This window comes from Bacillus salitolerans, from assembly GCF_042680805.1.
Classification (GTDB): Bacteria; Bacillota; Bacilli; order Bacillales; family SA4; genus Bacillus_CJ; species Bacillus_CJ salitolerans.
In genome coordinates this window covers 21,887-36,620 of record NZ_JBHUEM010000040.1, presented here as the reverse complement: position 1 = coordinate 36,620, position 14,734 = coordinate 21,887, and the positions used below count along the sequence as shown (strand labels likewise).

Annotated in this window: 12 protein-coding genes; 4 read left to right on the top strand and 8 right to left on the bottom strand. The window is 32.8% G+C overall.

Annotated features, from left to right (window positions below; genetic code table 11):
- The first annotated feature begins 289 nt into the window (after positions 1-289).
- The 4 genes from ACFSCX_RS17075 to ACFSCX_RS17060 all read left to right on the top strand — a co-directional run bounded on the left by ACFSCX_RS17075 (position 290) and on the right by ACFSCX_RS17060 (position 2,449).
- Complete coding sequence (locus ACFSCX_RS17075; RefSeq protein WP_377929453.1) at positions 290-430, top strand: AbrB/MazE/SpoVT family DNA-binding domain-containing protein; 141 nt, start codon at positions 290-292, stop codon at positions 428-430.
- Between the two features lie 154 nt (positions 431-584).
- Positions 585-1,019, top strand: a complete 435-nt coding sequence (locus tag ACFSCX_RS17070; RefSeq protein WP_377929452.1) for a hypothetical protein — start codon at positions 585-587, stop codon at positions 1,017-1,019.
- A gap of 411 nt (positions 1,020-1,430) precedes the next feature.
- Positions 1,431-1,811 carry a S8 family serine peptidase gene (locus tag ACFSCX_RS17065; protein ID WP_377929451.1) on the top strand — a complete coding sequence of 127 codons (381 nt, stop codon included), beginning with the start codon at positions 1,431-1,433 and terminating at the stop codon, positions 1,809-1,811.
- 5 nt (positions 1,812-1,816) lie between these two features.
- Entirely contained in the window at positions 1,817-2,449 is a 633-nt protein-coding gene (locus ACFSCX_RS17060) for a hypothetical protein (protein ID WP_377929450.1), read from the top strand.
- A 1,330-nt stretch (positions 2,450-3,779) separates the two neighbouring features.
- On the opposite strand, the gene ACFSCX_RS17055 is transcribed toward ACFSCX_RS17060, so the two are convergent.
- From ACFSCX_RS17055 to ACFSCX_RS17020, 8 genes are read right to left on the bottom strand one after another with little or no spacing between them, the layout of a single operon-like run.
- Positions 3,780-4,223: an SMI1/KNR4 family protein gene (locus tag ACFSCX_RS17055; protein WP_377929449.1), complete on the bottom strand. Its 444-nt coding sequence runs from the start codon at positions 4,221-4,223 to the stop codon at positions 3,780-3,782.
- Positions 4,223-4,801, bottom strand: coding sequence for an HNH/ENDO VII family nuclease (locus ACFSCX_RS17050; RefSeq protein WP_377929448.1), 579 nt, complete (start codon positions 4,799-4,801; stop codon positions 4,223-4,225). Before ACFSCX_RS17050 ends, ACFSCX_RS17055 begins: the two co-directional genes overlap by 1 nt.
- Positions 4,771-7,938 (bottom strand): ATP-binding protein, encoded by a 3,168-nt coding sequence (locus tag ACFSCX_RS17045; RefSeq protein ID WP_377929447.1) that lies wholly within the window; start codon positions 7,936-7,938, stop codon positions 4,771-4,773. Before ACFSCX_RS17045 ends, ACFSCX_RS17050 begins: the two co-directional genes overlap by 31 nt.
- Positions 7,939-7,950: 12 nt before the next feature.
- Complete coding sequence (locus ACFSCX_RS17040) at positions 7,951-8,721, bottom strand: hypothetical protein (RefSeq protein ID WP_377929446.1); 771 nt, start codon at positions 8,719-8,721, stop codon at positions 7,951-7,953.
- A complete protein-coding gene (locus ACFSCX_RS17035; protein WP_377929445.1) occupies positions 8,711-10,855 on the bottom strand; it encodes a dynamin family protein in 2,145 nt (714 codons plus the stop codon). Before ACFSCX_RS17035 ends, ACFSCX_RS17040 begins: the two co-directional genes overlap by 11 nt.
- 48 nt (positions 10,856-10,903) lie before the next feature.
- The gene (locus tag ACFSCX_RS17030; protein WP_377929444.1) at positions 10,904-11,980 is read right to left on the bottom strand and encodes a hypothetical protein; all 1,077 of its coding nucleotides are present in this window, start codon (positions 11,978-11,980) and stop codon (positions 10,904-10,906) included.
- A complete protein-coding gene (locus ACFSCX_RS17025) occupies positions 11,955-13,748 on the bottom strand; it encodes a dynamin family protein (RefSeq protein ID WP_377929443.1) in 1,794 nt (597 codons plus the stop codon). The genes ACFSCX_RS17030 and ACFSCX_RS17025 overlap by 26 nt, the downstream gene beginning before the upstream one ends.
- Positions 13,745-14,329 (bottom strand): hypothetical protein, encoded by a 585-nt coding sequence (locus ACFSCX_RS17020; protein ID WP_377929442.1) that lies wholly within the window; start codon positions 14,327-14,329, stop codon positions 13,745-13,747. The genes ACFSCX_RS17025 and ACFSCX_RS17020 overlap by 4 nt, the downstream gene beginning before the upstream one ends.
- Positions 14,330-14,734: the final 405 nt, after the last annotated feature.

Genomic DNA, 14,734 nt, shown 5'->3' with positions numbered 1-14,734 from the left:
TATGATACCGCAAGTAATAAGGTATGGGGATGACGTAAGTGAATTTGGAGTAAGCTCTTCATATTATAATAACCGTTTCATTCTGTTTTCTATTGTCTTAATTAATATTGAATAGTCTACCTTTTTGCAAAAATTAAGTCTTAATCATTATTGACATCAATCATGGTGTTAAAGGTGGAACTCATAGTGATATGGGGATACACATGGTTAGAATAAGATATGGATGAGCTTGGAACAAGAAATGTGTATCTTCACGTTAGTAAGGGAAGGGAAGGGAAGGGTGATTATTGTGGCTAAAGTATCAAGTAAAGGTCAGATTTGGCTCCCAGTGGATGTTAAAGAATTCTTAAAGATTAACGAGGGGGATCTTATTCATTTTAGAGTAGATGAAGGAAATCGAGTTGTTTGGTTACATAAAGATTTTCACTAATTTTGAGCACCAGCAAGTAAAAATCAATTAACCATCCCAGTTAAGATTAGAGAGTTGTAGAGTTGGCTCATATCAAGCCAGAAGATAACATTCTATTCGGCTATGACAATTCAAGTGAAAATGTTTATTTTAAGAAAGAGTTAGAAACTCTTAAATGTCCAGTATTAATGGTGCTGGAAAGCTCGACGAACACGTTTGCATAGTATATCGTGAACAAGGGTTTATTGAGAATGAGTTCGTGATGCATGAAATATCAAAAATTATGCTTCAATACAAAAAATATAATGTGGCAATTAACTTGTATTCAACAGAATCTGATGAAAGCAAAGGAATCCACATGGAACTCCTGTATCATAAGATTCAGGTAACCAGTAGATTATTTACGCAAGACATTCTTGATAAGTTCCAAGTTTATTACCAAGTTCGAATTATTGAAGATTTTTCTCCTAAATCGTTTTCCGTTCTTGAAAAATTCAAGAATCCTACTGATGTATTATTGGATATAATATTATCCTACCTTAAAAATAAAGAAGCAAAGGATAAGGTTTATAAATGGTTCAGATATGAACGAAATATATTTTTCTCATAAAATTTCCAGAAAACCTTCATACATTTGAGGGTTTTCTTTATATTAATTGAAATTTAGTTGAGAAATTTTTATCAAAATACCCTTTTTAAATCAGATACTTATATAGATTTTCTCAATACAAAAATAATACCTATTTATTTTTCTTGATGGTAAAATATTCAAGTGGGTATTTGGAAGATGACAACATTAGCTGATATCGGTTCTAGATTAAAACTTCACCGGATGCAAAATAAAATGACTCAATCTGCATTATCAGAAGTATTTGTTCTGTTTCTTATCTTAGTAAATTAGAGAACGGAACTCTTGGCCCTAATATACCCAGTAGAGAAATTCTCGATTTACTATGTAAAAGGCTAGGAATCACTTTCAATCAGATAGAGGAACAAGCGAATTCGTTAGATAACTTCAGGGATGAGATTAAACAATTTTTCAACGAAGTTAAATCCACCTGGTGTATTATCTGTTGGAGCAATCGATTCAACAAATAATATTCTGACTGAGAGTACAACAAACGAATTTGTAGACATATGGGCTCCAGGGGAGAATATTTACTCACTAGATGGTTCTAATATTAATAAATTTCATGGAACTTCAGTTGCAGCACCGTTTATTACTTCACTCGCGGTATTGATTCAAAATGAATGGTCTGATATTAATCCTGAATTAATTGAAAAGTTGATAAAAGAAGGAGCAACTAAATACAAGGGAAGATGGGGTACCCAAAACAAAAATATAAGACTCGTTAATTATAAAGATAGCTTAAAACTATGCAGTTCTACTAAAACGAGGTGATAATGATGAATATTTTCAATAAAAACACAGCGGAGATAGTTTTAATAATCGTTTTCTTACTCTCCCTATCAGCTTGTTCAAATGGTAATTCACTATTTGTAAGTGGTAAAGGTAATTCCTTTACAATTGAGAACAAGGAGCTAATCAATCAATCTCTTGAAGATTTGTTAGTAAAATCTCTAGATTTAGTTAATAAAGATAGTAAAATCGAAGATTTAAAATTAGAAGAAGTGAATACCGTTGATAACTTAAAGGTTGTTTCTTTCATTTATAACAAAGAACAAAATGTATATCATGGGTTCATGACTGCTTATAAAAAAAGTGAGAACGAATATGAATATAGCGACATTGATACAGCTCAAAGACAAAAGGATTTACCGTTAAGTATAATTAATTATAGTGGTGGTTTAGAAGGAGCAGTAGAGCGAGATTTACATATCGTTTCAGGATTTATTAATGATAGCGATATTGAAAAGATTTGTTTCTTATATTCAGATGGCCGAACTAATGTAATTGTATTAAATGATGATAAAAAAACATTTACTGAAGTAAATATCGGTAATGGTGCTAAGCTTGAGACCATTATCGGGGTGTCAGATAAAAACGAAATAATATACGAAAAAGATTATACAAAATAAATTAGTGAATTATGGTCCACTCAAATGAGCGGATTTTTTTTATTGTTCCATTTCTCAATAGTATATAGTTCTTATGTATTAATAAATATGATATTTATATATGTGACATGTTCAAGCTGTATTCTTTTGCTTCAATCTACATGTTTTAAGGAATTATAGTTGTGACATGATAGGGGAACCACGGCTTGTTATTAGAATATATTAAAATCAAAACACTAATTAAAGTTTTGACATCAAATTGTTGTATCCATCCTTTTGACCGGTATTGTAGTTGTGATATGAATACACTTCAATACTTCGTGAAATTACCTTTATAATTATGAACATCTTTTTCAATCCTATTGAAAAAGTCCAGTATGTTACCAACCTCATTCTTGGGCTTTTCTAAAAGTGACATAACTATCCCCTTGATACCTGTGGGAAGAGGAATGGATTTTCATTTTATATATGTTCCCTTCTTATTTTAACCACTGCCCGCGTAGGTTGTCTGAATGTAAATTGTTTATGGTATCTCTAGTAAATCTAATAAACTAGATTTCCCTGTGTTATTTCTTCCTATTATCACATTCATGGTTTTAATGTCCTGAAATCCAGATAAAATTCTCTTTCAGGTTGTTCTAATACCTCTTGAACAGATAATTCATCTTTTCCACAATGACGATATATTAATTCAACATACCCTTGTATTCGATTTTTTGATGATGAGGTAACAAAAAATGTTTACTTACATGTTACAACAACAAAAGGGAAAGAGGACCCTCAAAAGTTTAATAAACTCTTAAGAGACCTTGTTAAATAAATATTAAATATTTTCTAGGTTTGTACCACAAAGACCTTATCTATCAAAGGTTTTATGGGCAGATTACATCATGCCGCCCCTAGGGTGAGAGTGTGTAATATCTTTAACTTGGTGTGCGTAAAGTGCGATATATCAAGGTTTTGTTAAATTCTTACTGTAACATCTTTAACGGGATTTAACCGTTTTTCATTGGATTGCGTTAGCAAAATGTTAGCATTTTGTTAGTCCCAAATACTGAATACTGATTTAACTGAAAAGGAGCAGTTTTTAACTTAGAAGTGCTCCTTAAGTATTCTCGATGTTTCCGTACCTATAAAAAAGTTGAATAATGATCAAAGATTATTTCAATGTTAATAATTGCGAAACACATTCCACTTGTGTTTTGATAGCATGATGATACTGAAACGCATATATATAGATTTTATATAAAGATTTACCCCTTGCTTTTAGAGGGGGCTATTATTTACATAAAAACGTCTTGCTAAAACAATAGGGACCACACCACTATGTAATCCCTGTTTTTTTACGCAGTTATACGTTCAACAAACGTTCTTGTAAATACTCGCCAAAGCTATTTGCTATTTTTGGGGGATCGTTCACCCTAGAATTCCATTGTAGGACAATCCCCTCCATAACACCATGTTCGCTTGAGTTTGCAGAAGACACTACTGCATAGGAACCATCTCCTATGTTTTCAACAGGAATTAAATAATTGGGTAGGTCTCTCGTCTCTCGCAAATTCTTTATAACCCACTCCACATTTGGTACACTTTCCACATTTGGTCCTAATCCAAAAATTTCAATCGGTCCTATATTTCCACATCCATACTCTTCAAGAAATTCACGGTATTCTTTTGGAAACGTTAAATCAAGCTTTTCTTCAGCTTTTTTTATTGTTGTATCATCAACCGTACCGAAGAAATAAGAGGCATCACGTTTTTCCTGTATTAATTTACGAAGCTTTTCATGATTCATTATACCATTCCTCCTGCTTTAATCATTTCTGCCCGCGCTTTCCAATGTTCCGCACGAATCTTTGCAAATTCCCCACGATCAATAGCAGATGGACTCTCTAGATTTGGATGGAGCAATTCAAAATTACCTTCATGTTCAACACTTTTTAATTCAACAAGTGGACCTTCAGGACTTTGACGAATATGATGCAACTCAATTGATTGTCCTGTTTCATCTAATGGAGCTAATCCTTGTTCCATCCTTTCAAGGTTTGTTCTTCCTAGTGCATCAGTTTGATTAGGATCTATGTCATTGCGAACATACACATCCATTCCGTTGATATTCTCGTACTCAACTCCAATCTCATCATATAGTTGTTTTTCTGCCGGTGGAACCTCAATTACCGTTTCACCTAACTCGTTTTTTAAAGGAACAAAACTCTCGTTTACTTCTTGTTCTAATCCTTCATATACTCCTTGGGCTTGTTCGGATTCAATAGAAGACTCGACACTTTTAACCAAACCTTCGATAGACTTTTGTAATTCTACAGAAGCCTCTGTTACTTTTTCTAAAACTGCAGCTGATACTCCACCGTCCATTTTTCCATCTCCTTTTCAATGAAAGAATCCATCACATATTGTATTTCGTTTGCTTTTTTTGATCCCTGAATTAGAAGCGCCAAGACATTTGAGAGCAATTGAGCATCTTGTGGAGAACTCATAATTGGATGAATCATATAAGTTTGTAATTCCTGTTTTACTGATTGATATAAATGCTCCATTGCCGATTGATCCACATTTGTTTGAACTTTTTCAAAAATACCATTCTCCATCATGTTACTAGCTATTTTATAAGCTTGTCCGTTAATTGCGGAAGGCCTACTCCATAAACATTGAGCTGTCCTTTCCTCATATAGTTGCCTCCGCGTTGCTTCTTCTAGTAAAGGATAAATAAATTCCTTACGTCTTAGCTCTAACAATTGAATTTCTCTTTCAGACCAAATATAATTACGATCCTTTGTTAATAGTTTCAAGAAATAATGCACTTTTGTGCGAATACGATGTATTTTTGAAAAGTAAAGATCTGTCTCAATTAAGCGACCAATCATCAATTGAATTACTGACTGGAGGAAATGAACTTGATCTTCTTCATTTACATCAAAGCCATTTTGATACGCGATTGAAAGTAATTGTTTTTCCGTATATATTAAATATGATTGAATTGAGCTAAGTTCTCCAAAGAGTAGGCTATGATACAATTTCTTTCCTACTTCAACAATTTTTTTCATTGCGTATTGATCCTGCTCCATCATTAACTCTGCAAAAGGATGGATACCAGGACTGTTTGTGACAAAAGCATTATACTCCATCGCAGCTTTCATAATTTCATCTTCACGAACAAATGACTGAGTACTCTTGAAAGGAAACATTTTCACATGTGCTGGTTTATCCATTCCTTCTTGAAAGACAAAGGCTTCTCCTTTTTTAAGTCTAGTTAAAAATTCTGTTTGATCTGGCTTCATCGCTAAAGCTTGTGCCATATGTTCAGCATCATCAACACTTACAATACGATGTACAATTTTTAAGTTTGTATTCTTAATAGCGTCAGGAGCCAGCTTTGTTGGTACTTGGTCAATAATAACCATTCCTTCACCCATTGATCGAATTTCACTTAGCACATTTGAGAAATGCTCAACAGCCTTCCCTTTTATATTGGCTGTTTCTTGACTTTCTGATTTTCCCTCTTGGTTACTAAAAATCCGATGGGCTTCTTCTACAATGGTTATATGCTTAAGGTCATTATCAATTTTGCTATCTGTACGTGAGATTTTTAGTTGTTGGGCTAACCGAATAAATAATACACCCATAATAAGAGCTTTATCATCATCATCTGCTATCTCTTCAAGCTCTAGGACAGTGGGAGTGGAGAGTAATTCTGAAAAATCAATACACTCTGTTGTATTTAGCATTAGACCCTTACTTCCAACCATTAAACTTTTTAACCGGGTTAATAAAGCAGCACGGATATTAGATTTTTGTTCTTCTGCATAGCCTGATTTACTCAGATATTCATCAACTTCTTCGTATAAATCCTTAATTGTTGGGAAAAATTCTTTAGCTTCTTCATGCGTTTTTCCATATATATTCGTAGAATGATGTAGGCTCCATCCTTTTTTTAAATAAATATTGTACAAACATTGCTCTAAGATATTCGGCATCGAAGCATACATAGAAAATGATGACGTGAATACTGCTTTTAGTGAATCAATATGAGTTAATAGTGAGATACCTTCTGGAAAATAAAAAGGATTTAAACGAACCGGTGAAACCCTCTCATTCCCTAAAGTATACACCCTTAATGTTTCAAACTTATTGAGAAGATGACGATATTCCTGCTTTGTCGGCTCAATAATTAAAAACGGTAAATAAAAAGAGTCGAGCAAGGAATAGATTGTGTTAGTTTTGCCACTCCCGGTGATGCCCGTAATTAATGCATGTTTATTTAATTGTTCAGGTGTTATTCCAAAATTTTGATTGATTTCTTTACTACGGTGTAACACTCTTCCTAATGGGATTTCCCCTCCTGTTTGCGGGACATTCACCGTAGAATCATATACAGATGATATTTGATAGCCTGGTAGTTCCATAGATGGTAAGATAAATAAGCTTGCTAGTTCATCAGTAGTGATGACAGATGTTAATTTGCTCAGCTTTCCTCTAAGTAGATCTTCTGAAGAATCATCTCCCGGAATTTCACAGCGAGCTAAAAGATTCAAAACTTTTTCATTTTTAACAAATGTAAAAGGGTGCACCCCTTCTTCATTATGCAAGGAACTAGATATAGAAGCTGCCATTTTATCTAAGTTACCTTCTTCATTCGTTGCAAAATAAATAGCAGTTTGCCACATACCTATCGATTGGCCACTGTCATAACGATCCAGTTGTTGATCTAGTAAATCGAGGTAACGTGCCGTATCACTTGATTCGAATTCATAAGTGTCGTCTTTAGTCACCGTTTCAGACTTCGAATGATTGTAGCCCTTAGAGTCACCTGAGCTTTTAATTAGAACATTAAATCCACTATTATCATTGGTGTTTTCTCCTTCTTGAACCATGTTTGATGTTCCATTTGAGGTGGAAATTTTTTTATTAGTAAAGAAAGTATCTCTCTCTTGAGAAATCCTTTTTTTTCCTTCCAAGACTTCTTCTTGGTCAAGTGGTGCTGCACATATAACGAGTGAAAACTCATGTCCTTTCAAAGTAGAAAACAAATGATTCATCCACGAAGAAGATAATTCCTCATTATCCAACTTTGGAGGAATTCCAATTGCTGCTGCACTATAACTATAGGAGTTAACCAGTTCTCTGGTTGTTGAAATGTTTAGATTAGCTCCTGGAAAAGCCCCCTCGAAAATTCCAACTATTTCATTTTCTGAACGTTTAGGCCCACCAATTCCTACTTCAACACAAACAGTAAAATGTTCAGTATTTGATAACCGTAAATAAACATATTCACGTATACCTACTAAAGAATGCGTAAATTGTTTGCAACGGTTTTTAATCTCCTTTAGAATGTCATCATGTTCTACGTGATCCACTTTGATTTCTGCAATTTTCAACCAGTGAAAAGGGGGACGTTGAATTTTCGTCCGCCCAGAATGAATCTGTGGATTTATTGGAGATGCGAGTGCTTTTAAATGATTGTGAATTTTTTGTTTATCACTATTTGAAATCACCCTGGTCCCCCCTTATTCATTAGCAGTTGCTAAAAGTTTTTTATAATTTTGTTCCATATGATCAACAATCTCATTTAATTTTCTTCCTACTTGAATTTTTCTTTCTTGTAAGACTTTATTAATTGATTGTGTCTGTACATTAGTTTCTACAGTTGTAGCCACTTCTTTATAAGACTGAATTTCAGTTTTTGTCTGTACAGGTACTGCTTGTTTAGGTTTTTTATTATTTTCAATTTCAGGCAACAATTGTAGAGCAATATACCCACCTACTATTGCTCCTAAAAATAGTCCCGTCGGTGTTGTAATCATTTTAAACATTAATGGGTTTACTGCCTTAAATCCAATACCGGCTCCTAAAAGGCCTCCAACACTTGCTCCTATAATCATATTTTGTTCTTTATTTCTTTGAACTGAATGCTCTTTTCCTGTTTGAGCTTTTTCAGAATGTGCAGGACTCCGCTCAAAAACTGAATCTTTTTTTGGTATTGCACCAACTTTGTATTCCATTAAAGAGAAATTGTAAGGTTTGGTCATTGACTGATATTCTTCATATAATCTTCGTACTTCCTTAAAATCAAACTTGTCTTTTAAGTCATTACGCACTTTAAAGTTAATTTCATCAATAAGACTCCGAATATAATTATTTACTGTCAGCTGCTCTTTTTTTATTAAACTCTCATATTCTAATGCGTTTTTCTTTTGAAATTCATTTTCAAATTGACTATATTGGCTATCCAGCCAAACCGAGACATTAGTTTTGAAATTAGAAAAATTAATTGACATCTGCAGCCACCTCTTTTTCCGCTAATTCGAGTGTATTAACCATAAAATTTACTTCTTCTTCTCTTAGCATTACTTTCTTTTCTTGTAGTTCTTTTATTCTATCTTCGTATTGCAGAATTACTTCTTCTTTTGTTTGCTCTATTTCAGCTAAGTCTTTCTCTATTCCTTTAAGCATTCGCTTTCGCCAGCTGTTATACGAAGATATACGTTCAGCGATAGTATGTTGAAAGTTTTCAATTATCTCACGAATACTTTCATCTAAAATATATTGTGCAATTTCACTTGCTTCCTCTCTTAAAGTAGCTGCACCATCTTGAACCATTTGACTAACCTTTTTTGAGACATCCTTTCGAAAGCCAACTTCATCAAATATACGCTCTGTATCCTGTTTCCCAAACCATGATTTAAACCAGTTCCATACACCTGGCTTATCACGATAAGATACTCGATTTCTTCTAGCGCTAGCAATTTCATTTTCTAGTTTTTTAGAGATTTTAATTAATGTTTTTGAAAAATTCTTTTCAAGATCATAACGTAATTTCTCTAATAAAGCATTTACATCCAGAAATGATGTATGGTCTTTCTTTGATAAGTCCAGTTTGTCCTCAAAGGACTTATTAACTTCTACTTCAAATTGCTCAAAAAGATTTACAACTTTATTAGCAGCTTTCTTAACACGTTGTTCAATTTGATCAAAAGAATTTTTGGTTAATTGACGACGGAATATGTTGATTTTTGAATTTATTTTATCTGCGACTTCGTTCATCATTTCTACTGCATTGTCCTCATCTAGGAAAACAGATTTTGTATTCCAAAACTTCCCTGCATATTCTTCAAGATCTAAGGCGTATTTCTCAGCTTCTTCATCTTCAATTTTCTCTGATATTTCTTTTAATCCACCAGAAGATGATGAACTACCAAATAAATCAAAATGAATTGTTTCCTCAATATCATCTTGAATATTATGTAGCATCTCGCCAAAGGAATCTTTTAACTCAGCTAGTCGTTCAATATAATATTCACGCTTTTCATCGCCTGCATTATTTTGAATTTCAATGCTTTGCTTTAGCCCTTCTATCTCTCTATCAAATAAAATTTGTATAGTATTAAGTACGTCTGAAATAAGAAAATCATTCTTTTCAGATAAGTAATCCGATAGTGCTTTTTCTAAAGGTAAAAAATTACTAATATTTAAAATTTCCGGAATGTGTTCTTCTTGTATGCCTCTTCCTGCCACCGGAAATCCTTCTTCATCTGTGAAACGGATCTGTGTATCCTTTTGTATTTCATCTATACTTATTTCTTTATTTTGAAACATTCTTGCTTTTACGGCAAAGTATGAAGACACTTTAAATATATTTGGAACAGCTAAAATAGGCTTTAAGATATTTATAAGTTCTTTCTCGGCCTTTTCCACTTCTTCAGTTGGGTATTTATCGATTTTATTAATAATAAAGAAGATATGACGTCCTTCTTCTTCTAAGCGACTATTTTTGGCCTCTTCTACTCTATCTTGTATAACTTCCATGAAATGTTTCTGACCGACTTGGTGGGGTTCCACTACAAACAGAGCAGCATTAATAGTAGGAAGAATATTATTCGTCAATTGACTATGCTGATCATATGCAGAGAACAGTCCAGGTGTATCAACTAACTCTACTCCATCTTCACAGATTGGCAGATCCCAATACACTTCTACTTTATCGATTTTTTCTTCAAATATTTCTACTGTTTCCCCATCTTTACGCTGTACAGCAGTTTTCCTTTTTAAAAACTGCTTTAATTCTTCATCTGTTGGTTCAGATCCATCAGTAGGAAAGATATCCTTAGTACCATCTTTATAATGAATTTCAATACGTTTTTCCTCACTATATTTAATGACAGTAATTGCGGCTGTTTCAGCTAAGATATTTACTGAAAGTAAATCTTTCCCTATCAAGCCGTTAATAAATGTTGACTTCCCTGCTGAAAAAGGAGCAACAAGTGCAATGCGAAACAAGCCCTGTTCTAATCTATTTACCTTCTCCTTTAAACCAGATTCTTTTAACACTTCATTGACAATATTCTCATCATTAACTACCTTATTTGCTTGTTGCAATGTAAATTCTTTTTTAATTGCAAATTCTTTTAACAACCTTTTTTCCTCCTATCAATTCAAAGATGTATAGTTATTTCTTTAATTTTATGAAATAGCTTTAATAACATTTGGAATTCCACTTTCATTCAACAATGCTTCATCCCAGTCAGATATTTCAACTTTATAAATTGGAAATCCATGTTGGCCACGAATTACAATAAATGGATCGTCAATTAATTCTTCAGGAGTCTTTTTAACCTTTAAACACTCTACATAGTATGAACAAACTTCTATAAATCTAAGGTAAGGATGTTTAACAGTTAGTTGTGATGCCTCATCAGAGTGTATCTCCCAGACATTTCGTTGATTACCTCCATCTATTAAGACTGTGACAGAAGAAAAACTATTTAACTTTTCATAATCAAGCAACTCTACTTGTTCATGAGAAGTGAAAATCAAAATACAGTCATGCGGCATCGCTTCCTGTTCCAATTGGTTAAAATTCTCTACTTTATGTATAACCAAATTATCTTGTTCTGCAAGCGCATCTCTAATTAATCGGTTATCTCCTAGTAACAACACATGTTTTTTGCTGAGATCTCTCCTGTTTACTCTCTGTGGAAAGAGAAGCATCTGATTTTCAATAAACTCAGTTAATGCTGGAATACCAGAGTCTTCAATAACGAGTGACATCTCTTGGTTTTCCATCATATCTTTTAAAGTTAGAGGCTCTCCTTCAGTGTTCCAATAAGTATATCTCAGCTCTCTTTTTAACCCTTCATCTTCATGATTTTTTTTAAATGTTTGATACAAGTGATATCCATGGCTAGAAGTCCAAAGTATTTCTGGACTCAATATATATTTTTCTAGGGTCTTACATACTTCTGTAGTAATAACTTCTCTTTCCTCTAGGCTTACTTGGTCTTTGTCATTAATAATAAACAACATACTTTTTTCATGTGCTCCAGTTTCAATTAAAGCTTCTACTTTTTCTAATAAAGGCATTGATGCAGCTTGTTGCGGTGTTAATAGAAAAAAAGAAAAAAATGAATCCTCCATTTTATAATGGTCAAATAAGGAAGTGTATGTCACAGTAGTTGAATCCTGATCTACTAGACAATCCATAATACACTTCCATTTTTTAACATACATTTCATTATCGTAAAACAATACTATTTTCATAAACTCCCTCCTCTTTAAGCCACTTTCTTACTTTTTTATAAATGATTCTTTCTAGAGCACCAATATTGCTCATTTCTAACACCCTATCAATATGATGTGCTTCTAAGCGTTTCCCCGAGTATGAATCTTCTTTATAAAGTGCATATATTAAATAATCTTTTTGAAGGTCCACTAACTCAAGCTGTCCAGATTTATACTGTCTAGCCCTTAATGCAAAATACCCAGAGGCACTAACAATATCTCTTTCTTCCTGACTTTTCGGTAAATGTTGCCTTAATTCTTGTTCTATTAAATCTAACGAATCAACTACAGAATCTCGTTTTCCAATTGCAAATATTGTATTTTCTTCTCCAATAATTTCTGTGTACTCTTTTATTTTTTTAGTAAAAGGCTTTTCTCCAATTTTTGTGGGATCAAACACGTACACAACTAAATCTAAACCTTCAATTGCCTTATCAGTTACCTGATTATGATACTCATGTTTAGCAAACAATCCCGGTGTATCTATCCACTCAATTGAGGGATATCTTGTATCATAAGGTAAGGTTAAATATAAGTGCTGCAAAGTTTCATCAGCAGTATGGACACTTGTAATTTTCTCTACTTCTTTCTTAAACTGATCAATTGTATCAAAACGAGCAGCTATTATTTCTTCATTATTTACAAAGAATAGAGAATATTCATCTGCATATGTAACATGGGTTACAACAGCAGTTTCCGCTCGAATATCAGCCTTTAATAGAGACTTACCAAGAAGACCATTAATTAATGATGATTTGCCGTAAGAAAATGGACTGATAAACCCTACCTTATAAGTTGAAGACTTCCTCAGTAGAAAGATATTTCTTAACTTCTCTAAGTCATCGTCTGTAATTCCCGAATTCTTCAAAATGACACTTTTTAATTGTTCGAGAACAAATTCTTGGTCCTTTATGGCAACTTTATTAAACGAATAAATAATACTAGAAAATAAATTTTTATACTTTTCATTTGGTAATCTTTCTATTAAATGATTTGCAAGCATTTTAAGGTCGTATTGCAATTCATTCATTTCATATGATCCTGTATCGTCATTAAAGTCACTTAAATTGAATGTGAAAGTAAAATCCTCACTTTTCTGTTCCAAAATAGATAGATAAGGAAATTTTTTCGTTAATTCATTTCCAGTTTTGATATACAACTTAACACTACTTGATTGTTGAACTTGTTTATGTAGATGTTCTATTACTTTATTCAGGATAATAATTTGATTCGATGGCTTAACATAAATCTCAGAAATTATTTTTAATTCTCCTTCTGGCTTCACCTCTGACAATACTCCCTCGATTCCTTCAAGCCCTTGGTATATATGAATCGTATAAGTATTGCTCTCCTTTTTAACATTTTTAGTAATTTTTGAGTAGAACATCCCGAAACCTTGCAAAAGAACCCGATCAGAAAATTCATCTATAATTTCTTTTTGTTCGTTCTCAATAATCTCAATGATATCTCTAGGCATTATGAAAACATGGCGATCAGTACCATCGATGTTCTGATTAAGAAAATTTCTTACTAATTGATTTCTTTCCTCTAATGTTGATGCTTGTCTAATTGCTTTATTAAAATGCATTCTTATCAAATTAGGCCACACACGGTGAAGTTCACTGGCCTTTTCTCCAAAATAATAGCGACTATTGATATTTTTTAAACAATAATTTTCATATACTTTTTCTTTGTTACCTTCATTAACTACTATTTTCTCTTCATAACAAAATATAAATCTCGTCACAGAATAACACCTGTCGAGTATAAGTAAATAATAAGTCCAACTAACACTCCTAAGACTAAAGTACTAACAACATTACCAAACCTTACTTTTTTACTCAGACCCTCTAAGTGATTGTTTATCTCATTAAAATCTTGATTAACCTTCTTAAGATTCTGATCCAGTTTTGTCATTACTGCTTTTTGATTAATATCAATTTTCCGGACAATTTCTTGATGATAATGAGTATTCAAACTAGAAATTTTTCGTTCAACTTGTTCAATCTGAGTATATAGTTGACTCCTCATTTCCTTTAATTCTTCTATCTGTTTGGAGGCACTATTTAAGATTTTTCCCTCAGCAGAAGAAAGTTTTGTGTTCGTATGCTTTCCAACTTGTCCAATTGATTTTTCTAATTCACTTAATTGTTGCAGAACCTCATGTTCCAATTTCTGTAATTCATTTCGAACTACGTCGTCTTCTAAATAGTGCATTTTTTCTATTAAACTTTTATGTATATTGTTTATTTTAACAGCATGATCCGCTGCATATTCTCCTAAACTAGCTATATAATCAATAATCGTATCATTAGTTTGACTACTCATCTCAGCACCTCAAATCTCATATATATCATTTAGGATAATTGTACCATTTTTAAACACAGTTATTGAATAAATTGGAATAAAAATAAAAAAGCAAGGTAAAATAGACTGACAAAATGAAACAAAGGCATAGTCCAATTTAAAATTTAAATGTTATTGTTCAATTCAAAATATAAACGTTAAAAGGCTCCTCAAAAGTTAATCTAATGAGAAGCCTTAATTTTCTTTATACTATGTTAGCATTTTGTTAGCAAATCGCCCAAAAAACCTTATATATTAAGGATTTGGTGGCTATCACTTCATGCCGCCCCTAAGGTGAGAGTGTGTAATATCTTTAACTGGATGTTCTTAAAGTGCGTTATATCAAGGTTTTGCTAAATTCTGTCTGTAACATCTTTAACGGAATTT

Excerpts from the sequence above, each read along its gene's own strand:
- ACFSCX_RS17070 (WP_377929452.1), top strand. The coding sequence starts at position 585 with ATGTCCAGTATTAATGGTGCTGGAAAGCTCGACGAACACGTTTGCATA.
- ACFSCX_RS17065 (WP_377929451.1), top strand. The coding sequence starts at position 1,431 with ATGAGATTAAACAATTTTTCAACGAAGTTAAATCCACCTGGTGTATTA.
- ACFSCX_RS17060 (WP_377929450.1), top strand. The coding sequence starts at position 1,817 with ATGAATATTTTCAATAAAAACACAGCGGAGATAGTTTTAATAATCGTT.
- ACFSCX_RS17055 (WP_377929449.1), bottom strand. The coding sequence starts at position 4,223 with ATGAATCATGAAAAGCTTCGTAAATTAATACAGGAAAAACGTGATGCC.
- ACFSCX_RS17050 (WP_377929448.1), bottom strand. The coding sequence starts at position 4,801 with ATGGACGGTGGAGTATCAGCTGCAGTTTTAGAAAAAGTAACAGAGGCT.
- ACFSCX_RS17040 (WP_377929446.1), bottom strand. The coding sequence starts at position 8,721 with ATGTCAATTAATTTTTCTAATTTCAAAACTAATGTCTCGGTTTGGCTG.
- ACFSCX_RS17030 (WP_377929444.1), bottom strand. The coding sequence starts at position 11,980 with ATGAAAATAGTATTGTTTTACGATAATGAAATGTATGTTAAAAAATGG.
- ACFSCX_RS17020 (WP_377929442.1), bottom strand. The coding sequence starts at position 14,329 with ATGAGTAGTCAAACTAATGATACGATTATTGATTATATAGCTAGTTTA.